Origin of the sequence: Rhizobium sp. RSm-3, assembly GCF_001854685.1 — a bacterium.
In the GTDB taxonomy this organism is placed as follows: domain Bacteria; phylum Pseudomonadota; class Alphaproteobacteria; order Rhizobiales; family Rhizobiaceae; genus Rhizobium; species Rhizobium ecuadorense.
Window position 1 is genome coordinate 52,774 of sequence record NZ_MAWZ01000017.1, and the last position, 24,154, is coordinate 76,927.

The window sequence follows — 24,154 nt, forward strand, 5'->3', positions numbered from 1 at the left end:
TGCGCTCTGGAAAAATCGGTTCCCCCGCTTGCGAGCCGCGTTCCGCGGTCCTTGACCCCTCTTTGCAACAGAGTGGCCGATCTCCGTCATCAAGATGAAGGAAATCACATTGTGACAACCGATCAGAACCTCATGCTCTACACCAAGCTTGCCGGCTTCCGGCTCGTCGTCCTGGCAAACCGCTTCGGCTGCGACAGCGATTTTTCACGAGAGCTTCACGATCGCCTGGTTGAGGGGCTCGACGCGGCAATCGATCGGATCCGCGTCATCATGGAATTGGAAAGAAGTGTTCTCATCGGGGAGGATGAATTCGCCGAATATCAGCTGGAGGGCGAGATCGAGATTTTCGGGCGCTTCACTATCAATCTGCTGGACGAACTCGAATTTGATTACGACACGCGTGAATTCCGCGTCAACGGCGGCGATTGGATGAGCGCTTGGGCTGCCGACGACACTGGCGTCGATATCAACTATCCTGAGCTCGTTGCGCTGATTGCGGACGAACTCGGCTCGCTGGCGCCGATCATCAAGGATATCACGTTGGCAACTCGCATCCCGGTCTATGCGGGGCGCGCCGTTTGGTCATGGTGGTAGCAGCACCATCTCACATATTGAGAGGCGACAGACGAGGTTGCCTCTCAGTTGCCGATGGCCCTCAAGTGAGCCGAGGAAGGACGGCTGCGAAGTTTCACAACAATCACAGTAATGTTGTAAATGCTGTAAATCCCAGCGATAGCAACAAGGAAGCCCATATGCCGAAGCCAAGCGGGACGTATTCAACCAGTGACCTCTCACGTAAATCCGGCGACATCATCGTCGAGGCGCTGCGCCATCCGGTGACGATCACCCAGCGGAACAAACCCCGGCTGGTTCTCCTCAATATCGAAGATTATCAGCAACTGATCAGGCAGGCAGACCGACGCACCGTCGGCACTATCGAAACGATGCCCGACGAGCTTTTTGCCGAACTCGAAAACGCCGTCGACGCCTATGCCGGCGAGGACGAGGTGGGCCGCTCATAAAACCACGATCATAGCACCGGTTTGACGAAACGATTGACCTTAGCTGCCTGATCCATCTCCTTTCGCCGGAAGTAGATCGCCCGGCCGCAGCGGATCGGACTATGCCCCTGGACGATGATGATCTGCTCGTCCTTCCTCATCGACTGGGTGATCTCGTGCGGCATGATCAGCGGCCGGCGCTGGAAGTTGACGTTCTCGGATCTCCTGGATGCATTGTTCTTCGTGTCCCAGCCGATGTTGCGGGAACTGCCCTTCACTTCCACCGTCATCTCGCCACATTGCGCAGAGACGTTGCGCGCCGTGTCGAGCGCCTTGATCGCTGCGTAAGAGGCGAAAGCGCAGCCATCGATCCATGACGTCGCGCCATCCTTCCCGAAATGCCGCTCCAACTGCCCGACCGACTGGTACATCAACATCATCGAGATGCCGTACTTGCGGCCGCGGTCGCGCGCCTCCTCGAGCACCCTCATGTAGCCGAGCAGATCGACCTCATCGAGCATGAACAGCGCCCGGCGCTGGAAGGCGCCGTCGGCCTGCACCATGGCGTTGATGAGCGAGCCGATGATCACACGAGCGATGCCCGGATAGGAGCGCAGGATCGATGCGGAGATGTTGAGGAAGACGTCCTTCTTGCCCGAAACGATATCACTCGATTTGAAGGCATTGCCGCAGACGAGCGCGGCATAGCTGTCGAGCGACAGCCACTGGGTATCCTTCGATGCTGTGGAATAGACGCCCGAAAACGTCTGCTCGGTCATGTTGGTGAAGACGCCGAGCGTTTCGCGGATGAAGGCCGAACCGGAATGCTCCTGAATGTCGCGCAGCATAGCGAGCACCGAGGGCTCCGGTTCGGAAACGATCTGGCGGAGACTGCGCAAGCTTCGCCGGCCCTCATATTCGGGCGAGAGCATCACATGGGCGAGCAGACCGGTCAGGAGGTTGTGCGCCTGGTTCTGGAAGTAGGATCCCGTCGAGCTTTCGAAGCGAAGGCTTTCCGACAGCAGCATATGGGCAATGCCGACGATGTCCTCTTCCTTTTGCTTGGATGCTTCGATCCCGTCGAGCACGTTGAAGCCCATGATCGGGTTCGTCGGATCGAGCACCATGACCTCGCGCTTGAGGGCGCGGGCTCGGTGTCCGGCCACCATTGGTGCGACCTCGGTGGAGGGATCGAGGCAGATCAACGGCCCGCTATAGCGCAGCGCCGTCGGGACGACGTTGCTGGTGGTCTTGTATCCGCCCGATCCCGCGAAAAACAGCATATGGGTGGAATCGAAGTCCTGTCTGTAGGTGAGCAATGGCGCCTTCCCGCCCTGTCCCCAGGTGCTACGATCGTTTGCATCGAAGGGAAGCGCATGGACGATTTCCTTGTCGACCCGATAGCGCTCACCGACGACGATTTCCCCTTCCGGCGGAAACAGTTTTCCTGCTGCCGTCATGGGCAGCCAATCGGCATCTCCAAATATTCCACGCCGGGCACGTTTTATTTCATCTGGGACGACGACGGAGATGCGGGCCGACATCGCCACTGCCATGAAGCCGGCGACGGCGGCGATGACTGCGACCATATCAAGATAGGACAGCGCTCGATCCCATGTGATCACTTCGGCCTGCACAGCAGGTGCAAGCCGGCCGAATTCGCGCAGCGCATAGAACGCGGCAACACCGAGAAAATACAAAAGGCTTGCCATGGCGACCGGCCTTCGCCGATGCAGCGGCAAGGCCCAAACTGTCAGAAGTCCGGCAAGAGGTCCGAACAGTAGAGGCGGCACAGGTGCTGCGCGCAGGAACCAGTGTTCTATCTTCCCGGACATGCCGGCGGCGAGTCCCGGCCATCGCCAGCCAACAATGTAGATTGTGATCGTGGTGACGGCGATCGGTACCAAAACGAGTAACAGGCTCGGATGCGGTTTCCCTCTTAGGCCCATCTTACTTTCTCCTCGAGATGCGATGAACCGTTCCTCAGAGAGGAGACCTTGAAAGCCTCTTCGCCGATATCGCGCAGCCGCCGATGCTCGATGGAGCCTGGGACGAGCCTTGCCATTTCTATGAGGCCGCCGAGCAGGAACGCCCGATCCGCCTTCGATAGCCCGGCTTTGACGACGATCCCGCCGAGCAGGATCTTTTCGCGCGTGTCGCGCTTGCGGTCAGCCGTCATTTGGAACCTGCCCCTGCGCTCCAGCGCCGCTATCTGCTGGTCGACGCGTTTGAGGAGTGGGGCCAGCGGCGCCTTTCCTTTCCCCCTTCCGAAATCGCGCGGCGATTTCCTCGATGATCCGATCGATCTCCTCGTCGGCGATCTCCATCTCCGCCAGCCCGGTTCTGGTCGCGGCGCGGGCAAACCGCTCGGCCGATTTAACTATCAACAATCGTTTGCGTTCGCGCAGCTTTTCGATCTGGGCGTCGAGATCGGAAATCGATGATTTTGTCGCCATTCCTGGTTCCTTTTCTGCTTTGATGTCGAAGGGGCGATTATACTAACTAGAATAAAACAGTAAAATGCGCTACCGTGCAACCAGAAAAGCGGCATCGGCCCTTCGGTCCGATCTGTTTGAGGGCGCAATATACGTCGCTGTCGCGACGTGCTTGGGCCAGTCTGGAGACGCCAGTGGCGATCATGTTCGTCAGAGCGCAGGTGATCAGCAGGGGATCGGGACGCAGCATCGTCTCGGCTGCCGCCTATCGCCACCGCGCCCGGATGATGGACGAGCAGGCGGGAACGTCGTTCAGCTATCGCGGTGGGGCGGGCGAACTGATGTATGAGGAACTGGCGCTGCCGGATGAGATCCCGGATTGGCTGCGGTCGGCGATATCAGGTCAGTCCGTCAGCAAGGCCAGCGAAGTGTTTTGGAATGCCGTTGACGCCTTCGAGACGCGGGCAGATGCGCAGCTCGCCCGCGAACTGATCATCGCGCTGCCGGAGGAGCTGACGCGGGCCGAGAATATCACGCTGGTGCGCGAATTCGTCCGCGACAATCTCACCTCGAAAGGAATGATCGCCGACTGGGTCTATCACGACAAGGACGGCAACCCGCACATCCACCTGATGACGACGCTCCGGCCGGCGACGGAGGAGGGGTTCGGGGCAAAGAAGGTTCCAGTGCTTGGTGAGGGTGGCAAGCCGCTGCGTGTCGTCACGCCGGACCGCCCGAACGGCAAGATCGTCTACAAAGTCTGGGCGGGCGACAAGGAAACGATGAGAGCGTGGAAGATCGCCTGGGCGGAAACGGCCAACCGGCATCTGGCGCTGGCCGGACATGACATCCGCCTCGACGGTCGCTCCTATGCCGAACAGGGCCTCGACGGGATCGCGCAAAAACATCTCGGGCCGGAGAAGGCGGCGCTGGCGAGGAAGGGCAGGGAGCTCCACTTCGCGCCGGCCGATCTCGCCCGCCGCCAGGAGATGGCCGATCGGCTGCTTTCAGAGCCGGAGCTTTTGCTGAAGCAGCTCGGCAATGAACGCTCTACCTTCGACGAGAGGGATATCGCCAGGGCGCTGCACCGTTACGTCGACGATCCCACCGATTTTGCCAACATCCGCGCCAGGCTGATGGCGTCGGACCAATTGGTCATACTGAAGCCGCAGGAGATCGAGGCAGAGACAGGAAAGGTGTCGGAGCCCGCGGTGTTTACGACGCGGGAGATGCTGCGCATCGAATACGACATGGCGCAGTCGGCGCGGGTTTTGTCGGAGCGTCGCGGCTTCGGTGTTTCCGAGCGGAATGTGACGGTGGCGATCGAACGCGTGGAGAGCGGCGATCCAAAGAATCCGTTTCGGCTCGATGCAGAGCAGGTCGATGCTGTCCGTCATGTCACCGGTGATGGTGGCATTGCCGCTATTGTAGGCCTTGCCGGCGCCGGCAAATCGACGCTGCTTGCTGCCGCACGTCTTGCCTGGGAGAGCGAGGGACACCGGGTGATCGGTGCAGCCCTTGCCGGCAAGGCCGCGGAAGGGCTGCAAGACAGTTCCGGCATCAAGTCGCGGACGCTTGCCTCCTGGGAACTGGCCTGGGGCAATGGGCGCGATACGCTCCATCGCGGTGATGTGCTGGTGATCGACGAGGCCGGCATGGTGGCCTCGCAGCAGATGGCCCGTGTGCTGAAGATTGCCGAGGAGGCTGAGGTAAAGGTCGTGCTGGTCGGCGATGCGATGCAGCTGCAGCCGATCCAGGCCGGTGCTGCCTTCCGGGCAATTACCGAACGCATCGGCTTTGCAGAGCTTGTCGGCGTGCGCCGCCAGCGTGAGGCCTGGGCACGTAATGCCTCGCGGCTGTTTGCCCGCGGCGAGGTCGAGAAGGGCCTCGACGCCTATGCCCGGCATGGCCATCTGGTCGAGGCAGGGTCACGCGAGGAAACGATCGATCGCATCGTCTCCGACTGGGCTGCTGCGCGCAGAGAGGCAATAGAGCGATCAACGTCTGAGGGCGGGGATGGCCGCCTTCGCGGTGATGAACTGCTGGTGCTCGCCCACACCAACGACGATGTTCGCAAGTTGAACGAGGCGCTGCGATCGGTGATGACGCAGGAGGGAGCGCTCAGTGAAAGCCGCAGCTTCCGGAGCGAGCGGGGCGTACGGGAATTTGCCGCCGGCGATCGGATCATCTTCCTGGAGAACGCTCGCTTCCTTGAGCCGCGCGCCAAGCACTCCGGGCCACAGTATGTGAAGAACGGCATGCTCGGCACCGTCGTCTCCACCGGCGACAAGCGTGGAGATCCGCTGCTTTCGGTTCTGCTCGACAACGGCCGCAAGCTCGTCTTCAGCGAAGACAGCTATCGACATGTCGATCACGGCTATGCCGCAACGATCCACAAATCGCAGGGCGCTACCGTCGATCGCACCTTCGTGCTGGCAACCGGGATGATGGACCAGCATCTGACCTATGTGTCGATGACGAGGCATCGCGACCGCGTCGATCTTTATGCGGCCAAAGAAGATTTTGCGGCAAAACCTGAATGGGGACGCAAGCCGCGTGTCGATCATGCCACGGGTGTGACCGGCGAGCTTGTCGAAACCGGCGAAGCCAAATTCCGGCCTGATGACGAGGATGCCGACGACAGCCCTTATGCCGACGTCAGGGCGGACGACGGAACCGTCCATCGGCTTTGGGGCGTGAGCCTGCCGAAGGCACTCGAGGAGGCCGGCATCCAGGAAGGCGACACCGTGACGCTCAGAAAGGATGGTGTCGAGCGGGTCAAGGTCCAGATTGCCGTAGTCGACGAGAAGACAGGTCACAAGCATTACGAGGAGAGGGAGGTCGATCGCAACGTCTGGACGGCCAGCCAGGTCGAGACCGCTAGCGCACGACAGGAGCGCATCGAGCGGGAAAGTCATCGGCCGGAACTCTTCAATCCGCTCGTCGAACGCTTGTCGCGCTCCGGTGCCAAGACGACGACGCTCGATTTTGAGAGCGAGGCCAGTTACCGCGCACACGCTAACGACTTCGCCCGGCGCCGCGGGCTTGATCATCTCTCGCTTGCCGCCGCCGAGATGGAGCAAAGCCTTACCCGGCGCTGGGCGTGGATTGCCGCAAAGCGGGAGCAGGTGGAAAAGCTCTGGGAGAGGGCAAGCGTGGCGCTCGGCTTTGCCATCGAGCGGGAACGGCGGGTCGCCTACAATGAAGAGCGGAGCCAGACGATGGTCGAAGCGACGTCCAGTGACGCGCGAACTGCATCCCACTCCGTCTCGGGCGCAAGTGCTGCTGAAACACGCTATCTGATCCCGCCGGCCACGTCCTTTGTCAGCAGCGTCGAGGAGGATGCGCGGTTGGCGCAGCTTGCGTCGCCGGCCTGGACGGAGCGGGAGGTGATCCTGCGGCCGCTGCTGCAGAAGATCTACCGGGATCCGGATGCAGCGCTCGTCTCCCTGAATGCACTGGCGTCGGATATCGGGGTCGCACCCCGCAGGCTCGCCGACGACCTTGCGGCAGCCCCTGGTCGGCTTGGCCGGCTGCGTGGCTCCGAGCTGATCGTCGACGGACGCGCGGCGCGTGAAGAGCGCAATCTCGCTGTCGCGGCCGTGAAGGAACTGCTTCCGATGGCCCGTGCCCATGCGACCGAGTTCCGCAGGAACGCCGAACGGTTCGAACTGCGCGAGCAGACGCGCCGCGCGCATATGTCATTGTCGATCCCGGCGCTCTCCGAACGCGCCATGGCACGTCTGATGGAAATCGAGGCGGTGCGCAGCCAGGGCGGGGACGATGCTTATAAGACGGCCTTTGCGCTCGCCGCCAAAGATCGATCGGTGGTGCGGGAGATCAAGGCGGTGAGCGAAGCTTTGACGGCCCGCTTTGGCTGGAGCGCATTTAGCGCGAAGGCGGATGCGATCGCTGAACGCAACATTGTCGAGCGCATGCCGGAGGACCTGACGGATGAATGGCGCGGAAAGCTGACCCGCTTGTTCGACGCCGTGCGACGCTTTGCCGACGAGCAGCACCTCGCCGAACGTCGGGATCGTTCGAAGGTCGTCGCCGGCGCGAGTGCCGATTTGAGCAAAGAGCCAGGGACGGAGAAAATCATCATGCCGCCCATGTTTGCCGCCGTCACCGAGTTCAAGGTTCCGATCGACGACGAGGCGCGATCTCGGGCTCTTGCTTCGCCTGTCTATCGCCAGCAGCGTGCGGCACTGGCGAACGCGGCAACGACAATCTGGCGCGATCCGGCTGAAGTCGTCGGCAAGATCGAGGAACTTCTCCAGAAAGGTTTTGCCGCCGAGCGCATTGGAGCCGCGGTGACCAACAATCCTGCCGCCTATGGTGCCTTGCGTGGTTCGGATCGCCTGATGGACCGGATGCTGACCTCTGGCCGAGAGCGGAAAGAGGCTGTGGCGGCCGTGCCGGAAGCTGCAGCGCGCCTGCGCGCGCTCGGTGCGGCCCACCTCAATGCCCTCGATGCACAACGCCAGGCTATCACGGACGAACGGCGGCGCATGGCGGTTGCCATTCCAGCTCTTTCGAAAGCTGCGGAAGAGGCGTTGGCGCACCTGACGGTCGAGGTGAGCAAGGACAGCAGGAAGCTGAGTGTTTCCGCCGCTTCCCTCGATCCGGGCATTGGCCGGGAGTTTGCCGCTGTCAGCCGAGCGCTCGACGAGCGCTTTGGTCGCAATGCCCTCGTCCGAGGCGATAAGGATATCGCCAACGTAGTGCCACCGGCGCAGCGCGGAGCTTTCGCGGCGATGCAGGAGCGGCTGAAGGTCCTGCAGCAGACTGTCCGCCTGCAGAGCAGCGAGCAGATCATAGTGGAGCGGCGCCAACAGACCGCCAACCGCAGTCGCGGCATCAACCTCTGAGGGTCGGGAAAAAGAGAGCGGACAAATGTATGGTTGATTGAAAAAGCACTATCACCCGATTGTCCGAAGATCGATCTTTCTTTGGGTGGCGAAGCGGACGAAATTATTGTGCATCCGTTCCGCAACGGTCGTTGTAGAGGCGATTGCAGGTTTCACCAGATCGCGTGCTGTCTGCGTGAAGCCACTCTATAGCCCCCTCGGACACGGACGTGGCCAGAAACAAGCCTGCTTCCAGCAGCGCGCGGATGCCACAGAAAGTGACGAGGTCTCGCGCTGAAACTGTGAAGAACAGGCTTTCACTGGTCGGCCTTATGATCGCGCCTCCACCTTCGAAAGCTAGAAGTCTGTCAGGTCCCACGGAGACGAGGGATTGGTAGAAGTCCTCGATTTGCGTGCAGATCTTGTCGGCAACGTGCTGCGTGCGCGAGATTGCGACACACGCCTCGGCGACGTGCACGCACTTTGGAACATCTTCCTCACCCGCGAATGATGGCGCTCGTGGCAGGACCAGATGCGCGTTGCACGGCGGGCTCAGCTCAACGAAGTGACGGACTTCGCCAATTGATTTCTTCATGCTGTTCCTGCCTGTTCGTGAAGACGTGACGCAGTTGCGCTCACGCGACGGTGAAGATGAGGAATCGCTAAAGGGTCCAGGATCGCCCCGATAGCCGCCTTGCCTCGGATTCCGGATAAAGGCGGTAGGGAAGGTCCGCATAGACATATTCTGCCGGAATCGCGGGTGGGGACAGCTTCGATAGGAATAGGTCGAGATTCTGCTGACTGTTGCTGGAGACAAGCGTGTAGAAATTGCCGCTGTTCCAGGTGACGAATGAGTGTCCAAAGAACCGGCGTAGTGTTTCGCTCATCTCCGAAAGGGTGACTTCGTTTCGATCCATTCGCGTCAGCACCGTCTCTTCCTTCGCGCGAATATCTGACGCGCTGAAGAAGCGAGCTTTGAAGCTATGGTCCTTCTGGCGTTCCCGCCGCCGATATTCCTCGTCGTCTTCATGCCTGAACTTCTCGACGAACATGAAGAGCCCGTTGGTCTTGAGATGCTGCGAGACGAAACGGATCTGATCGAAGCGATTTGGCGAATACATCTGGAAAGTCGTGTCCTCGAGGATGATATCGAAACCGCTGCCAAACTTTCGGAGCTTCACGTCTTCTTGGACCCTTTGCGATGTCAAATGATGAAATGGTCCGTGAAAAAACATGGCATGAGGAGGAACGCCATAGGCATAGAAGCTTCTAAGGTTTTCGACGTTGGGACTGCATGACAGCGTTTCTATCCTGCCCTTGCCAAGTTCGCCGATCACACGAGCCATCGTCCCCTCGGCTGTACCTAGCGTGTAGAGTTGCAGTTGACCCTTTCTGGCCCGCGCGTATTTGAGGATCGTGCCGCCTATGCGGCACTCCTCTTCGAGGCGGTAGGGTATGCTGCTCAAGTAGTGCTTATCGAATGGACCTCGGCGCAGCGGATGAAGGGCTGAAAAGCGCCTGAACGTCATGTCCACTGGAAACAAGCGGCGATCGAGCTCGGGCGGACGGATAGGCATTCCGGCCTCACCGGATGCGGTGGTCGAAAAAAACTCAGAAAGCTCGTTAAGGCGAGGGGCGCGGTCGCACTCCTCAATGAAGTCGGCAAATTCACGCATGCGAAAGCCTGCCTTTCTCTCGCACCATCGCGTTTTTGGGATTCAGGAGGGAAATCGCGCATCCCGAAAAGATTGTGCCGTCAGCGATGATGTCGGCAGAAGATGATCGCGAACGTCATGTTTTCGCATCCACGATTTTGATTGGTTTTCATGAAATTGACATGAAATTCGACCTGAGGTTAAAGCCTGGCTTGTTGACAACTTGGGGTGAGGTAGGGTCGCTACCACACCGGTTTTTCAGGGGAGCAGCTTTCGAGTGGGGATCATTCCATCAATTCACCCCGAGAGGATGAAAAAGTCACAAGGGGAGATCATTCTTCACCAGCAAGGCCTTTGGAGCCATGCCCGCGCAGATGTCGTTCGCCGGCGCAGTCTCGGGCGACAGGTTATCGACGTTGTCGCGGATGACCACCTGATCTTCCTCAACATAAGGGGTACGGCGGCATCCGGCGAAAATTTTGTGGACGGACGAAGAGTCGAGTTCAGTCCGCGTCCAGACGGCTCGCTTGTTTACATTCCGCCCGGTTGCCATTGGAGCGGTTGGGATGAAGGCGATGCTGAGGGTTGTTATCTTATGATAACCGTGACGCAGGATTTTTTTTCCAACCTCACGACCAAGCTCCCGCGCGTAGGCACCTTACGTCCGGAGCTTGGATTTAGAGATCTGCCAATCCAATGCTTGGCGCGGCAGATTGCCGGAGAACTTTCACACGACGATTCCGTAGGGAGTCTGATCGTTGAAGGGCACCTAGCGGCTATCTTCGGACTTCTGCAGCGCCGCTCCGGCACATCTGGCAGATTGTCTCGAGGAGGATTGTCTCCTACGGTTCTCAAGCGGGTGATAGGGCGAATTGAAGCTCACATCGATCGACCTCCGAGCGTGCGCGCTCTGGCTGAAGAGGCGGGATTGACCTACGAGCATTTTTCCCGCGCTTTCAAGCAGTCGCAAGGCTCGACGCCCTATGGCTTCTATAACCAGCGCCGGCTTGAACGCGTGACCGACCTTCTCCGCACAACTGCGATCAGCGTGACCGAGATCGCAATCGCCTGTGGCTACTCCAGCGGGAGCCACCTCTCGACCAGATTTCGCCGAGAGACGGGATTTTCCCCTGCCGAGTACCGGGCGCTCTGGAAAGAATAGCTGGTTCTGGACGAGAGATAATATCAAATTCATGAAAGCCGCCAGCTATTCAGAAGAATAGCATGTCCCCATGAACCTGCCAGTAGGGAGTGTGGATGAAGTGGGCGCGACAGAAAGCAGCGGCATGGGGTATTATGCCTCTCGCGGCATCTATCTCTTCTGTGTTCTGGCGTCGGCCACCGGCCGCAATGTCTACTTCGTGCTGGCGGCATGGGTTGCGACAGATGTCAGCAAGAGCACGAGCGCTCTCGCCATCCTTTTGGCGCTCGGCAGTGCCGCCGAGTTGCTCACCAGCAATGTTGGTGGGGTTCTAGTTGATCGATTTGATCGTCGCTTCGTCTGTATCGCTTGCGATTTATCCAGGTTGATCCTCATATTTTCAACGGGCATTGGTCTCTCGTTCGGTCACCCACTTGATGTTCTTTGCCTATCGTGGACCATCTTCGCGTTCCTCGACAGAACCTATTCGACTGCGCTGCAGGCCATCATTCCAGACATCGTTCGTCCTAAAAACCTCACTTCATTCAATTCGGCGTCTTATATTGCGATGCAGGCGGGCAATCTCATCGCCGCCATCGTCACCGGGTACAGCTTAACCGCCATCGGGATGAATCTGACGTCGATCCTCCCTGGCGCCTTTTTCGGCCTATCACTGTTGGGGCTGCTGGCACTCGGCCGACTGCCGCTTTCTCGTTCTCGATCGGATTTGCAGGCAAAGAGCATTCGTCGGATGGATCTGTTGCCGATGACCTTCGTCGTTCACTCACTGAAGACCACCGCCGTCATGTATGCGTTGACCTATGCGATGGGCATGCTTGTGAGTGTATTGGGCGCCGCATATGTCACCCGTGAACTCATGGGGTCGGCGCTAGAGTTCGGTTATCTCGAGGCAGGTTGGGCCCTCGGTTCGATTGCGGGCTGTTCAACCCTTCTTCTCAGAAGGGCGCGTTCGCGACGACAAAGCATCCTCTTCCAGTCGGCGCTCGCTGGCATTGTTCTGTTGGGCTTTCCTGTTTTCCAGAGCTTTTTGTCCGCGCTCGTTCAACTGGTGTTGCTTGGCTTCTGCTACAATGTCACGCGAATCCTGATCGATGTACGGGTTCAATCGACTGTTTCGATTGACATGTTGGGGCGGGCGCGAAGCCAGATCCACACGATCTGTGTTTCGATAGGGCTTCTTGCGTATGGCATCATCGGGACGATCGGAGACGCAATTCCACCTTCGGGGATTTTCGGCCTCTTCGGGGCGCTGATGGTGACCGTCGCGCTCTTCTTTCACTTTAACATGGATCGGGGAGCGCCGGTGGAAAGGCGGTTCGTCTGAGGATGGAGACGTCGCCCAATAGTGACCTGGTTTCAAAAGGTGAGGTGTTGGCCCTCATTTTTGAATTATTCCCTTGGTTGCGTCAGTTTGAGCAGGCATCGCTGAACGACTACGCAAAGGCGGCTTTCTCGGTTGGATCGGATCAATCGGGGTGCGTCGCGCGAAGCCAGGCAATGTCTCTATTGCGGTCACGCGTGGCGGCCGTCGCGCAACGTCAGGGTTATTCAGCAGGGGCCGTGACGCGCTTTCAAGCCGAAATCGAAGTCGCTCCGGTGCTGCAGTGTGGCCCCCACCTCCACCTGTTGATCGAGCCTGACGCATTTTACACCCATCTGTTCTCCCTGATGGGACTTCGCGCGCATGGCAGGACATCCTATATCTCCTACGCTTGCTCGACAGTGAAGTTCGTAGAACGCGGTCGCAAGGGTCCGGCCTGGCTCCACGTCGATGGCGATGCAGTCAATGTCTTCGGCCTGTCGCGCAGCAAAATGATCCCCTACAGCATTCTTGGCAGAAACGGCTGCTACAGATTCCATCTTCAAAACGTCGACAGGCCCGGTGATGACTCGGAGGCAATTTCCTACTTGCGAGACCTTTTGCCTCTTGGCGAATTCCAGTCGGCGGCAGAGGCGATCAAAGCGGCAAATCTTTGCCTCTGGAAGCGGTATTCTGAGAGCCAGGTGGACTTTCTTCAGCTTGATGATAGCGACGTTGCCGATCTGGTCGCGGACCACCTTTCCGATGGCCGGTCCTGGCTGCGAGCCTCGTTGATCGAGGACCGAGCATTCGCGATGCGCCTCATCCATTTCATCGATCAACTCGCTGACACGGCTTGGCGAGGCTGGCTGAAAAACTCGACGCATTTTTTCTGGGGCTGCATTGAAGGGCGGCTTTTTCCACTTTGGCTGGATGGCAGGGTCCTCCGGTCGAAGGAGACAGATGATGTCTGTGTTGAATTCTCGCCGCCAAGTCTTGTGGAGGCCCTGAGAACTGGCCGGATCGTTCCGAACCTTCTGCTGATGTTCATCGTAACGTCGATCCTGCCTGGCGTGCGTGTCCTGGGTGGAAGTCGGCATACGATCTATTATCCGTTGATGCGCTGGGCATTCTGCGAGGCGTTGAGGAACAACCATCGTGACACACAGCTTCTCAACGCACTGTCAAAGGACGAACGGCCGGGGGTTTGGGGCCATCGCATCATCTCCTCGCCGTGCGAGCCATTTTCGCTGTTGAATGCTTTTAGCCGTGGGGGAATTGAAACGCTTCTCGGGCAGTTCGGCAAGATGAGCATTATCGACGCTTGCGGGCCCCTTTCCAGCTTCACCCAGGACCCCCTATGGGCGGAGCTTGCGGTAGCCTATTCCTCCGGGAGAGTGGGCAGACAATCCTCGCAATGGGCGTTCCGCTGATCGCACCTCCTTTGGTTTTCTGACCACTTTACCGCCCGAAGCGTGACCTCTCGCTTTTGAGACAAGTGTCCGCGCGTAAAGCGAAGCTATTGAATCTTGTAAAGAATTCGGTTGCGCGGCGGGCGGATTTCAACTAACTTTGGCAGCGAGGCAGTACGCGCTGCCTTGGGGATTAGAACCCCCTGTTAGCGGTTGGTGTCGGCCGATTCGGCACCACACTCCTTGACCTTCGGTCGAGGAGCCTGTGGCGTATGTCCAGGTTCCTCGGAACTAAAGGCCACAGGGCCGTCTAGCACGGTGTTCTAACTCCCCGATCAGTGGGTTGAGCGAGTTATTCCGCGGGGGCGCACCGCGTGAAACTCTCCATCGGGGTGTCCACCATGAAGCGCTATGCAGCAGCACAGGTCCGGACTTCGAGGCCTGCGCAAGCCGAACAGTCGAATGTAGCGCGCGAGTTGGTGCATCCAGTTGATCGGCATGTCGGACAGCAAATCCGTATCCGCCGAATGCAGTCGAATGTATCCCTAGGGGATCTCGGCGCCGGCATCGGGGTCAGTTTGCAGCAGGTACAAAAATATGAAAGCGGTAAGAACCGCGTCAGCGCTTCGATGCTCTACGAGCTTGCCAATTGCCTCAAGATCCCTGTTTCGAGGTTTTTCGAAGGTCTTCCAGATCCCGAAACCACTCAGGGCCAGCAAATCATAACAGAGATCGATGAGAAGATTGCCTACATTTCCACGGCGGAGGGACGGCGTCTGATAGACGACGTTTTGCTCCTTTCTCCGCGTGTGCGCAGCCGGGTCGTTGCCCTCGTCAGCTCGATTGTCGATGAAGAGATGGAAGAACACAAGGACGTTTCCCCATGAAAAGACCAACAAGAGCGCGGCCGCAAATTGGTCAGCGGTTCGTAAAGTTCTCGTCGCGCACTGCAGGTTTATTCCGCATCTAAAAAACGATCTGGCCGACGTTCTTCTCTCGGTCAAGCACAGTGCCAAAACCGGTACTGCGGTCGGCAAGATCGTCAAGGATATCTGCCGCCGTTCTGCCATCGGCAAGCACAGGGAAGGGGAGGCGATCGCGTGCAGGATTGGATAATGCCTCGGTTCCCCCGATCACAATCGGGCGCAAGCGGATATTCTCCAGCCGTCCGCTAGATTCAAAATTGCAGGTCGCGATGACGCTTCTCCACACCTCCGGCGGGCTCCATTCCTGTTCGTCCTTTTCCGTATGGAAGAGGAAGTTGCCAAGGCCGTAGAAAATTGGCGTATTCCGATATATCTCGACCGCTTGAAGGACCGGAGCGCCATGGCTGACAAAGAGGCCTGCGCCCGCGTTCACGCAATCGTGCGCAAATTCTCGCACCCAGGCGGGGACTTGCTGCCAGTTCGGCTCCCAATGGTGATGATGCAAATACACGATGACGAGTGTGTCGCGGCCCGCTTCTTCCGCGATCGCCGAAAGGTGAGCCCAGGCGCTGTGCCGGTCCACGACGATGCGGCGAGCCGTCTCATCTGATCTGCGAAACACGGTTCCATAGAAATCAATTTCGTCTTGGCCATGAAGATCAGGCGGATTCTCCGGCTGGGCATAGTTCGCGCGCTCCAAGGGCGAACTTAGAAGACGCTCTTGAATGGAGCGAAGCAGGTTGAATGTTCCCGTTTCCAGGTCGAATACCCTGGAGACCTTCAGCCTATTGATGCCGGGCCTTGCTATCCTGCCCTCAGTTGCGTCCTCAGCGTACATGAAAGACGGGCCTGGCCCAGCGTCCATGGCAATCAGCGCAACATTTCGGGATCCGAACGTCATTTTCTGTGCCGTGGAAGCGTGATGCTTGTTGTGGCCGATGCCGGCATGCAGGAAATTGTGTGCCGCAACCTCCTCCAGCGTCGAGAGGATCCCCGGCGGTCCAAGATCGAAAGCATGGTTGTTCGCCAGAGCCAGGCTATTGAAACCGAGCTCCTTCAACGCGGCCAAGACATCCGGCGCTGCAGCGCCGAAATAGCTGCCTTTGAGCGGCCATCCACCATGACGACCATAGATAGTCGTCTCGAGATTGGTGAAGGCAACATCGCTTGCTTTGAGGATCTCGGCGATCTCAGCGAGCCGTGGATCGCCGATCGCTCGAAGATCATGACGGATGAGCGACTGGCCGGTGACAGCAATGGAAAAGGGTGCGGACATATGGTTTACCTTCGATCTTTGGGACTGCCGACTGCTCACGCGCTATGGCTTCGGGGGAAATGCGTGTCGTAGAGCCAGTGTCTAGTTCGATGTCTGCGGCGAAACATCGATCTTGAACCATTGCTCGCTCAGCCGCTTCAGGGTTCCGTCGCTCGTGGCGGCCTCGATGGCGCTATCGAATGCCGCAACCAGTTCGCCGTCGTCTTGCCGAAGCCCGACGCCGACACCCGGGCCCCACAGGCCACCGGAGAGCCGCGGGCCGTAGAGCGTTGCAATCCCGCCATCCGTGCTGTCGAGGAAGGCTTTCCAGGTGAAATAGTCGGCAAGGCCGCCATCGATGCGCTCAGCTACGAGATCGAGATGCATGTTGTCCTGGGAATCGTAGCTCCTGATCGTCGCGACCTTTCCGAACAGTTCATTGAGCACCGCTTCCGAATTCGATGATCGCAATACGCCTAGAGTTCTGCCGTTGAGAGCGGCTCGAAGCTCCTCAATCTTTGCCTGCTTTTCAGGGTCGATAGTTGTGAGGTCGAGCTCGGCCGACGTATCCGTGGGCGGAAGATCGAGATCTTTGCGTATGACGAGTTGGTTGAAACCTCCGGCGTAGGGCTTGGAAAAAGCGATCGATTTCTTCCGCTTCTCAGTTATCGCCATCCCCGACATGATGGCATCGAACTTTCCAACGGTGAGCGCCGGTATGATTCCGTCCCAGTCCTGAGGCACGAAAGTGCACTCGAACTTCATCCTCCGGCAAAGATCGCGGCCGACGTCGATGTCAAAGCCGGCGAGCTCCCCTTGGGGGGTGATGGCATTCCAGGGCGGCGAAGCACCTTCAGAGGCGATTGTCAGTGTCTTCCTGTCCATTGCTCCCGCGTTGTTGGCGCAGACGACAAGAGACAGGGCAAGCAGAAGTGTTCGTTTCACGACGATGTTCCTTTCATTGCTGAGTTTGATTGTTGGCGTCCGGGATGTGGGCTGGCGTCAAGTTTCAGCCGAGGCGAGAGGCGGCTTTCCGTTCGCTCTTCGAGGTACAGGTTGCGTCGGCGGTGGACGGTTTGCCGTCGGCGTCCAACGCGTCTCCAGCATCTGGAAACCTTGCGTGATCAAGAGGGTAAGCAGCAGATAGAAAGCCCCCGCGGCAATGAAGACCTCGTATGGGGCGAATGTCTCCGACACCAGCTGTCGGGCGAGCCCGGTCACCTCAAGCAGCGTGATGGTGCTTGCAAGGGAGCTTGCCTTCAGCATTCCAACCACCTCATTTGCATAGGCGGGAAGAGCGATCCTGAGGGTCAAAGGGAACACGATAAGACGGGCAGTGTGGAAACGGGAAAGGCCCAAGGCTTTGGCCGCTTCAATCTGCCCACGCGGGACCGCCTGGATCCCGCCGCGCAGAACTTCTGTCGTATGGGCGGCGCTGTTCAGGGTGAAAGCAATGAAGGCGCACCAGAACGGCTCTCGCATCACGGCCCATAGAAAGCTTTGGCGGACGAGGGGAAGCTGGCCAATCCCATAGTAAATCAGGAAAAGCTGAACCAGAAGTGGCGTGCCGCGGAACGCATAGGTATATGCCAGCACGGGCGCGGAAGCCCACGGATTTGATGATGCCCGTAGGAAGGCGAGCGGGACCGAGACGGCGAAGCCTGCGGCAAGCGATGCGAATGTCAGAACCAGAGTGAGAAGAAGGCCGCGGGGAAGGGTGAGAAACGCTTCAAGCGCGATGGTCATGCTCATTGCCTCAACCTTTCATCGCCGGGAGCGAATAGCGGCGCTCCAATAACCGGAACGAAAGAAGGGACAGGCTTGTGAGGGCGAGGTAGATTGCAGACGCTGCGAGATAGAAGGGGAGTGGAGCGCGCAGTGAGCCTGCGCCTATATAGGCGACGCGCATGACATCCGTCAGCCCGACGACGGAAATCAGCGATGTATCCTTTATCAAGGAGATGCAGAGGTTACAGAATGCCGGCAGAGCGATCGGGATCATCTGGGGAATGATGATCAGAAACCAAATCTGCGAGTTCGAAAGCCCGAGCGCTGCTGCAGCCTCTCGTTGGCCTGGTGCAACCGCGTTGATCGCACCACGGAATATTTCCGCGGCGTACCCACTGAACACGACGGTCAGTGCCGCGACACCGGCCGCAAATGCATTAATCTCGATGTAGCCACCGGCAATCGCGCTCAAAAGGGCGGTTCCGCCGAAATACGTTAGGAGGATGATCAGAAGTTCCGGAACACCCCGGATGATGCCCGTGTAGGCCCGCATGCACGATGAAACCGACTTGCGGGTCGAGTTGCGGAGAACGGCAATAAGCAAACCTAATAGGGTCCCGAAAGCGCAGCTCAAGGCAAACACTAAAAGTGTGTTCTTCAATCCAGATAAAAATTGATCTACAAATGCGTACAATGCAAGTCTCCAATATCTTGCGAGCGCACCGAAATCGGAAAGGTATTCTCCCGACATATACTAAGAGCTTGCCGAGATTTAACCGAGGGTAGATTGGATTTATTAGCTTAACCAGCGCTCTAAGTTTGGCGTACGTCAAAAATATACTTTGACTTGCCGCCGTCAATTTATAAGATTCAGGAAGTTTTAATAAGCGCAACTTATGAGGCGCGTCGCTCGACCACGATTGAGATTCCCGGCCATGGAAATCACCGACTCCGGAGTGAAGATCCGCCACCTTCAAATATTGCGGGAGGTTATGCGCGCCGGCTCGGAAAGGCTCGCAGCGCAGATGTTGCGAATAACCCAGCCGGCGGTCAGCCAAAACATCAAGCAGCTAGAGGAGACTGTCGGCTTCGCGCTCTTCCGCCGGGAAAACAACAGGTTGATCCCCACCGTCAAGGCATGGGAATTTCTACGCACAATCGACGCGGCGTTTGCCGGACTTGATCGGATCGGACCGTCAATCGACTTCCTGCGGAACAACGATACGCGAATGATCGGCATCGCGGCGCCAAGCACTTTTTCCTTCGCGACCTTGCCGAAAGTGGTCAAAAGGATTCGGGAGAGAAGCCGCTCTTACGCCGTTCAGGTGAAAACAGGCACGTATGAGCAGATTGCAGATCATGTGTTAAACGGCCGCTCGGATCTTGGCATCTCCCGATTGCCTATTGATGAGCGCATTCTTGATTGGGTGCCGGTCGGCTCGGCCACCAACGTATGTCTTTTTCCGGTCAACCACCGATTTGCGGCACAGCAGCTTGTCACTGCCGAAGATCTTGCCGGTGAGGCGATCATTGATATCGACCCGCAATTTGCCTCTCACCAAATGAGCGTCAATGCCCTTCGATATATGGGAACCGCTCCTGACATCGCCGTGGAATATGACGCCAATGGCCACGACATTGGCTATGTTATGGCAGGGATCGGCGTTTCGATTACGAACGAGATCATCGCGAGAGAATATGCTGACTTCGGCGTCGCGTTCCGCCGATTTCATCCAGGGGCAATATATCACTACGTCGTCGTTTGGTCAAAAGATCGAAAGCTGAGTGATAGCCTAAGATTTGCATTGGAAGAGATAGTCGCGGCTTTGACAGATCGGGCTGCTTGACGATCGCATCGAGGTATGACCCTCGCACCGTAAAACAGATGTTGCGAGTTCATGCTGAACCGCGAGTTGTGCGCGTAAGCTTAGAGCGGGATGATTTTAGGTAGACCCGTGAGAAGGATTCCCTATGACGCAAATCAGATTCATCCTTCTGGCCGGTCAGGAGGCTGAGCTGGATGGCGAGACCTGTTTCGAATAACCGCGAGAAGTTGTAGAAGCGGTGATACAGGAGGGGTGTGGTGCCGGGCGGCGTCCAAGCGCTTCCGCATTGGCATCAGCATCGCGATCGATTGGGTGCGGCGCGTGACGCGACGGACAGCGCAGCCCGGCAGGATGAGTAGCCACAAGCCGCGAACGGCGGTGGCTTACCTAAGCCACCGAGCAGATAGTTGCGCCATATCGTAGAAGAACATCGCGACAATCGGAACTGCGTCGGTTGGCAGAAGCGGACCGGTTGTTTGTGCGATCATTGGTGCCATGTTCTCTTTAAGTGATTCTGCAGTTATCTTAAAATGGCGGATGACACTTCAATTGGACGCAATATCGACTAGAGCAAATCCTGTTCAATCCGGCTCATATCCAGCAGCCCTGAAGTAGTTTGCGCATTCTGTCGGCGTGAAGCGGAGCATCAATGCGCCTAGGACGTCCCATAGAGCATCGATCTTTCGTTCCGCGCCCTCCGTGGTTGACTGCGGCCCCTAAACCGGGACCGCGTGCCGGTGGCGACGGAAGCTATGAGATCACATGCTCAATGCGCTCGAGGTGGTGCTGAGGCACGATCTGAAGGGGTTCCTCGGCCGCTGCGATTTCCTCGACCGTAAGTCCGGTGGCGATGGCCAGGTCCTCAAGGCTGTAGCCCTTCGCAATCCTGGCTTCGCGGCGACGAGCGGCTGCGGAGGTGTTGTCGGCGGTAGCAAATTGATCCATTCCAAACTCCAAATCACGTTGATGTAGCGGCTGAGGGGGATCTGTCCCCGATGGGTTGGCTCCTTCGTGGTGCCGACTCGGTCAGAGGTTAGCCGCAACCTGCCGAGCCGCTTGGTTTCTCTTCGCAGACGACGCTCTTGCGTGGCTTCCGCCGCGATCTTGTTCTGCGTTCGGATGCCGAGCGCTCCTGCATTAGCGCTGTTGTTCTAGTCCTGCTTTCTATGACAATCAATCCATGGGTTTGCTCATAGGCACACGATGAGCCGTACCAACTGCCTGGGAAGAATTGTCCGCTACTGATTAACTGCGGTCGCAGATATGCCTTGCGCGATCTCATCGTCGAAGTGAACCATCTCGCCCGAGGCCATGTGCAGCGCGTCCGCGACATCGCCGAAGCGCGCCTCACCATAACGGAGGCCGGAACTTATTGAATCGGCGCCCGTTCGTAAGGACCGACATTAGGAGGATCTCACCATGGCAACCACATCCAAAGCCCGCAGCCAGGATCGTGCTCGCGTCGCAGGTGGTCAGGATCACGAGGTGAAGTACGAAGCCCGGAAGGAAGGCATTTCCAAGGAAGCGGTGAAGAAGACCGTGAAGAACGTAGGCAACAGTCGCAAGAAGGTCGAAGCCGAACTCGACCGGCACTAATCCGGGTTGGAGAGTTCAACCGTGAGGGTCCGCAGCCATAAAGTCAGCGGCGGAAACAGCCGCTGAAAGTCTGGCTCCGACGGATCATAACGCAGCGGCGGAAGGCGCCTGACTGCAGGAGTTGACGACCCCGCAGGAAGCGTTTCGGAGCAAGGCTATCGAAGCTGCGGGATACAGCGCCGTCGAGCAAAGCCAAAAGTATTGGGACGCCGGAGCGTTTCTTGCAAGGGGCGGAGCCGCATCGCATGAGGAAGGGGCTGGCGAGCGAACCCAACGAGCTCCAAAGTCGCGATACGCGACGGCGTCGGCTGACTTTACCTGCAGAACAGAATTCAGAGGCCCACAGACCGTGGGGCACCGCGTGCGGACGCCGGTCCCGACCGGTCCGTTCAATCGACTTCTAGAAGCTGCCATCCCGTTTTTGGGACCGGCCAGCATCGTCGATCTTCTCGTGCTCACTGCGCTGAATAGGAAGCGCGGTCGGTATTAGCCATTCTCCCGTAACGCCAAAGGCGAGCGGCGGAGCGCCGATCAATCGCCCGAGTCGGGTCTCCAGTGTTTGAAACGATGCTCAGGGAAGCGGTCGACCTGAACCTCGCTTAAATCCTGCGGAGTATTCCATTGCCGACATGCCAGTCGATCAGATCCCGAAACAGGCTTAGCGAGTGCCACGTGCATCGTCGTCCCGATGTGGACTGTAGACTAGCTTCCTGCATAGGGCGATGCGATCCTGAGTTGCGTTCATGTGTCCTCTCCTTGGCGACGGAGAGACCCTAAGCTATGCCGACTAGGCGGCTGCTATGGTGCCGGAAACGTTGGCAAAGTCGGTTAATCGGCATAGTTTGCTGGTCAGTATAAACGTGCTTTTGCCGCGCGCGGCAAAATGCAGTTTGAAGCAGCGTCGCGATCGTCGCCCAAGTCCTGCCGCCGCCTTCCGAGCCGGGTTCATAATGCCGGATTTCCGACGTTTGAAGCAAGGGTCACCTATCCCTTCCATCCACTGGTTGACCAAACCGTCTTGGTAACCGGCAGCCATGAGCACGAAGGCGTTCACTATCTGCTCATTCTGGCACACGGTGGTTCATTTCAAATTCCGGCATGGATGTTTGATCCTGCGGCAAGTTCGATCGAGATCGTAGCTGCGCCGCGCCTTTCGGCAACCAAACTCGTTGAACTGCGCGCCAAGCTTTGTTGCCTGACTATTCCGTTGCGGTCGCTGCGGTCGCCGATTGCACATTCAATACTCCGGGAAAGGCGGCAATACGCAGCGATATGTTTGTCGCGGCACGTTCGGCGCCATGGCGGTCGGCAACTGTATCGGGTTCGGCGGCATGCGGGTCGATCGGGCCGTGGCGCAGGAGGTGCTCGAGCGATTGCAACCTCTGGGAATCGAGGCGGCCTTGCGGGCAATGGAGGCGCACACGCAGCGTCATAGCGACAATCAACAGCAACTCGAGAACTTAATCAAGCAAGCACAATACGAGGCTGCCAGGGCGCCCCGCCAGTATGATGCTGTCGATCCGGGCAATCGGTTGGTCGCCGGCGAACTGGAGCGGCGCTGGAATGAGAAGCTGATCCTATTGCGTGATCTCGAGGTCCAGTTCGAGATGCTCTCGACCGACCGTAACACGCCTGCTTTATCGGCCGACGACCGTACAAGATTGATGATGCTCGGTAGCGATCTATAGTAAGGCATGGGACAGGTCCCGACGCGTCTATCGAGACACGCGAAAAGATCATTCGGCTGCTGATCAAAGAAATCATTGTCGATACCGTTGACGACACATTGGCGCTCGTCATTCATTGGCAGGGTGGCGATCACACCCGGATGACGGGGAAGAAAAACAAGATCGGCCAGACCCGCTGGGCAGTTAAGGCTGATGTTGTCGATCTCGTTCGCAACTTGGCGAGGCAGTTGCCCGATTTGTCGATCGCAGCGATCTTGAATCGATCCGGCAAGCGGACAGGGCATGGCGCCAGCTGGACGCGAAGCCACGTCTGCAGTCTTCGCAACATCCACGGCATCTCCGTCTATCGAGAAGGTGAACGGGCCGAACGCGGTGAGAGAACCCTCGACGAGGCCGCCGACATTCTAAAGGTGAGTCGAGCTACCGCCTACCGGATGGTCAGCAGCGGTGTCCTTCCCGCTCGCCAGTTATGCACCGGAGCGCCGTGGATCATCCAGCTTTCCGACCTTCAACACGAAACCGTGCGCCGCGAAGCCGATGCCAGGCGATCCCGGCGTCCGATATCTCAGGATCCGGTTCAAAATCCTCTTTTATAGACATCATCAGATGAGGAGTATGTCGCGCCCTCGTCACCTTCAGCAAACAGGCTATTTTTTCTTAACGCCTGGGGCTTGATTGCCCGCTCAACATGTGGAGTCCACTTCGACGCGGCCGTCTTTCAGGAAGCGCTCGAAGATATCGCGGCGCGATATGGAATAGCGGAGAGCTCCGCGAGTTTTGATTTTCCGGGTAACGCCCCTTAGCCACGAACAGGCACATGATCCTTGGCGCGATTTGAAGTCCACGTGAATTCCCTTGTCCCCAGCGCAACCGTCGACATTTCTCGCAAATGTCGGGCATCCGCCACTTTTGTCAGGTTTGTCGTGATTGGAACGTTTTGTTCGCCGGTCTCTCCGTCAAATACACATCAACCTGCCCTCAACCCGCCCATTGATAAAAGAAAATGATCTTCTTGGCGCGTCGGAGCAGTTGGCATGGTGTTTGCTGATCCCTGGTTACAAGCGGCAGAAAGCAGTCTGCATTATGCCGGTTCATGAAACGAACGGAACGGAGGCCACCTGACCGTTCGTCATCGGATCCGCGTTCTACCAAGCGGCCATGCATCCGCCGGCGGAAGGGTCAATCCCGATGTCACAGCTTGCAACCAACTCAAAGAGAAGGAAAATGCAATGACCAAGATTTCCGAAAGATCCTTTGAAACGATCGAAAACCCGGGGTCATCGTCGCTCAAGGTGCCAGATCAGTTCGGCGCATCTGTTG

At 58.1% G+C, this 24,154-nt stretch carries 21 protein-coding genes and 4 pseudogenes; 13 read left to right on the top strand and 12 right to left on the bottom strand.

Going from position 1 to position 24,154, the window contains the following annotated elements; all coding sequences use genetic code 11:
- The first annotated feature begins 111 nt into the window (after nucleotides 1–111).
- Both BBJ66_RS17210 and BBJ66_RS17215 read left to right on the top strand, forming a co-directional pair.
- Nucleotides 112–594 carry a hypothetical protein gene (locus tag BBJ66_RS17210; RefSeq protein WP_010066437.1) on the top strand — a complete coding sequence of 161 codons (483 nt, stop codon included), beginning with the start codon at nucleotides 112–114 and terminating at the stop codon, nucleotides 592–594.
- 158 nt (nucleotides 595–752) lie between these two features.
- Entirely contained in the window at nucleotides 753–1,022 is a 270-nt protein-coding gene (locus BBJ66_RS17215) for a type II toxin-antitoxin system prevent-host-death family antitoxin (protein ID WP_009990963.1), read from the top strand.
- A gap of 8 nt (nucleotides 1,023–1,030) precedes the next feature.
- Here the strand turns inward: BBJ66_RS17215 and traG are convergent, their stop codons facing one another.
- Genes traG through BBJ66_RS17230 form a run of 3 tightly spaced genes read right to left on the bottom strand, consistent with a single transcriptional unit; the run spans nucleotide 1,031 to nucleotide 3,457 of the window.
- On the bottom strand, nucleotides 1,031–2,950 hold the full coding sequence (traG, locus tag BBJ66_RS17220; protein ID WP_012489500.1) for a Ti-type conjugative transfer system protein TraG: 1,920 nt from the start codon (nucleotides 2,948–2,950) through the stop codon (nucleotides 1,031–1,033).
- Nucleotides 2,941–3,180 (bottom strand): conjugal transfer protein TraD, encoded by a 240-nt coding sequence (locus tag BBJ66_RS17225; RefSeq protein WP_009983795.1) that lies wholly within the window; start codon nucleotides 3,178–3,180, stop codon nucleotides 2,941–2,943. Before BBJ66_RS17225 ends, traG begins: the two co-directional genes overlap by 10 nt.
- On the bottom strand, nucleotides 3,170–3,457 hold the full coding sequence (locus BBJ66_RS17230; protein WP_012489501.1) for a TraC family protein: 288 nt from the start codon (nucleotides 3,455–3,457) through the stop codon (nucleotides 3,170–3,172). The genes BBJ66_RS17225 and BBJ66_RS17230 overlap by 11 nt, the downstream gene beginning before the upstream one ends.
- 173 nt (nucleotides 3,458–3,630) lie before the next feature.
- Here BBJ66_RS17230 and traA point away from each other — a divergent pair, with 173 nt between their 5' ends.
- Complete coding sequence (gene traA, locus BBJ66_RS17235) at nucleotides 3,631–8,307, top strand: Ti-type conjugative transfer relaxase TraA (RefSeq protein WP_071088540.1); 4,677 nt, start codon at nucleotides 3,631–3,633, stop codon at nucleotides 8,305–8,307.
- Nucleotides 8,308–8,410: 103 nt separating this feature from the next.
- Here the strand turns inward: traA and rctB are convergent, their stop codons facing one another.
- Nucleotides 8,411–8,881, bottom strand: coding sequence for an SMa0974 family conjugal transfer regulator (gene rctB / locus BBJ66_RS17240; protein WP_012489503.1), 471 nt, complete (start codon nucleotides 8,879–8,881; stop codon nucleotides 8,411–8,413).
- A 67-nt stretch (nucleotides 8,882–8,948) separates the two neighbouring features.
- The gene (locus BBJ66_RS17245) at nucleotides 8,949–9,962 is read right to left on the bottom strand and encodes a class I SAM-dependent methyltransferase (protein WP_049735250.1); all 1,014 of its coding nucleotides are present in this window, start codon (nucleotides 9,960–9,962) and stop codon (nucleotides 8,949–8,951) included.
- A gap of 256 nt (nucleotides 9,963–10,218) precedes the next feature.
- On the opposite strand from BBJ66_RS17245, the gene BBJ66_RS17250 reads away from it, so the two are divergent.
- The 4 genes from BBJ66_RS17250 to BBJ66_RS17265 all read left to right on the top strand — a co-directional run bounded on the left by BBJ66_RS17250 (nucleotide 10,219) and on the right by BBJ66_RS17265 (nucleotide 14,702).
- A complete protein-coding gene (locus BBJ66_RS17250; RefSeq protein ID WP_011053393.1) occupies nucleotides 10,219–11,103 on the top strand; it encodes a helix-turn-helix domain-containing protein in 885 nt (294 codons plus the stop codon).
- Between the two features lie 70 nt (nucleotides 11,104–11,173).
- Nucleotides 11,174–12,427 (top strand): MFS transporter, encoded by a 1,254-nt coding sequence (locus BBJ66_RS17255; protein ID WP_029875465.1) that lies wholly within the window; start codon nucleotides 11,174–11,176, stop codon nucleotides 12,425–12,427.
- Between the two features lie 2 nt (nucleotides 12,428–12,429).
- Nucleotides 12,430–13,836 (top strand): hypothetical protein, encoded by a 1,407-nt coding sequence (locus BBJ66_RS17260; protein WP_012489507.1) that lies wholly within the window; start codon nucleotides 12,430–12,432, stop codon nucleotides 13,834–13,836.
- 380 nt (nucleotides 13,837–14,216) lie between these two features.
- Entirely contained in the window at nucleotides 14,217–14,702 is a 486-nt protein-coding gene (locus tag BBJ66_RS17265) for a helix-turn-helix domain-containing protein (protein WP_029875812.1), read from the top strand.
- 79 nt (nucleotides 14,703–14,781) lie between these two features.
- Here the strand turns inward: BBJ66_RS17265 and BBJ66_RS17270 are convergent, their stop codons facing one another.
- The 4 genes from BBJ66_RS17270 to BBJ66_RS17285 all read right to left on the bottom strand — a co-directional run bounded on the left by BBJ66_RS17270 (nucleotide 14,782) and on the right by BBJ66_RS17285 (nucleotide 18,418).
- Complete coding sequence (locus BBJ66_RS17270; protein WP_012489509.1) at nucleotides 14,782–16,017, bottom strand: CapA family protein; 1,236 nt, start codon at nucleotides 16,015–16,017, stop codon at nucleotides 14,782–14,784.
- An 81-nt stretch (nucleotides 16,018–16,098) separates the two neighbouring features.
- Complete coding sequence (locus BBJ66_RS17275; RefSeq protein ID WP_012489510.1) at nucleotides 16,099–16,941, bottom strand: transporter substrate-binding domain-containing protein; 843 nt, start codon at nucleotides 16,939–16,941, stop codon at nucleotides 16,099–16,101.
- Nucleotides 16,942–16,998: 57 nt separating this feature from the next.
- Nucleotides 16,999–17,748 (bottom strand): ABC transporter permease, encoded by a 750-nt coding sequence (locus BBJ66_RS17280; RefSeq protein ID WP_012489511.1) that lies wholly within the window; start codon nucleotides 17,746–17,748, stop codon nucleotides 16,999–17,001.
- A gap of 4 nt (nucleotides 17,749–17,752) precedes the next feature.
- Entirely contained in the window at nucleotides 17,753–18,418 is a 666-nt protein-coding gene (locus BBJ66_RS17285) for an ABC transporter permease subunit (RefSeq protein ID WP_029875813.1), read from the bottom strand.
- 241 nt (nucleotides 18,419–18,659) lie between these two features.
- Here BBJ66_RS17285 and BBJ66_RS17290 point away from each other — a divergent pair, with 241 nt between their 5' ends.
- Together BBJ66_RS17290 and BBJ66_RS35325 are read left to right on the top strand one after the other, a co-directional pair.
- Nucleotides 18,660–19,571, top strand: a complete 912-nt coding sequence (locus tag BBJ66_RS17290; protein WP_010066917.1) for a LysR family transcriptional regulator — start codon at nucleotides 18,660–18,662, stop codon at nucleotides 19,569–19,571.
- 173 nt (nucleotides 19,572–19,744) lie between these two features.
- Nucleotides 19,745–19,922, top strand: a pseudogene (locus tag BBJ66_RS35325) (IS630 family transposase); the annotation flags it as partial.
- A 209-nt stretch (nucleotides 19,923–20,131) separates the two neighbouring features.
- Here the strand turns inward: BBJ66_RS35325 and BBJ66_RS34210 are convergent.
- Together BBJ66_RS34210 and BBJ66_RS17295 are read right to left on the bottom strand one after the other, a co-directional pair.
- Nucleotides 20,132–20,242, bottom strand: a pseudogene (locus BBJ66_RS34210) (IS630 family transposase); the annotation flags it as partial.
- 58 nt (nucleotides 20,243–20,300) lie between these two features.
- The gene (locus tag BBJ66_RS17295) at nucleotides 20,301–20,495 is read right to left on the bottom strand and encodes a hypothetical protein (RefSeq protein ID WP_010068053.1); all 195 of its coding nucleotides are present in this window, start codon (nucleotides 20,493–20,495) and stop codon (nucleotides 20,301–20,303) included.
- A gap of 474 nt (nucleotides 20,496–20,969) precedes the next feature.
- On the opposite strand from BBJ66_RS17295, the gene BBJ66_RS17300 reads away from it, so the two are divergent.
- From BBJ66_RS17300 to BBJ66_RS17310, 4 genes and pseudogenes are all read left to right on the top strand, one after another.
- A complete protein-coding gene (locus BBJ66_RS17300) occupies nucleotides 20,970–21,146 on the top strand; it encodes a DUF3606 domain-containing protein (RefSeq protein WP_004668584.1) in 177 nt (58 codons plus the stop codon).
- Nucleotides 21,147–22,029: 883 nt separating this feature from the next.
- Nucleotides 22,030–22,239: pseudogene (locus tag BBJ66_RS35765) on the top strand (DUF5372 family protein); the annotation flags it as partial.
- A 136-nt stretch (nucleotides 22,240–22,375) separates the two neighbouring features.
- On the top strand, nucleotides 22,376–22,834 hold the full coding sequence (locus tag BBJ66_RS17305) for a hypothetical protein (protein ID WP_032984995.1): 459 nt from the start codon (nucleotides 22,376–22,378) through the stop codon (nucleotides 22,832–22,834).
- Between the two features lie 98 nt (nucleotides 22,835–22,932).
- Entirely contained in the window at nucleotides 22,933–23,430 is a 498-nt protein-coding gene (locus tag BBJ66_RS17310) for a helix-turn-helix domain-containing protein (RefSeq protein WP_225880307.1), read from the top strand.
- Between the two features lie 26 nt (nucleotides 23,431–23,456).
- Here BBJ66_RS17310 and BBJ66_RS34700 read toward each other — a convergent pair.
- Nucleotides 23,457–23,628: pseudogene (locus BBJ66_RS34700) on the bottom strand (IS66 family transposase); the annotation flags it as partial.
- Nucleotides 23,629–24,154: the final 526 nt, after the last annotated feature.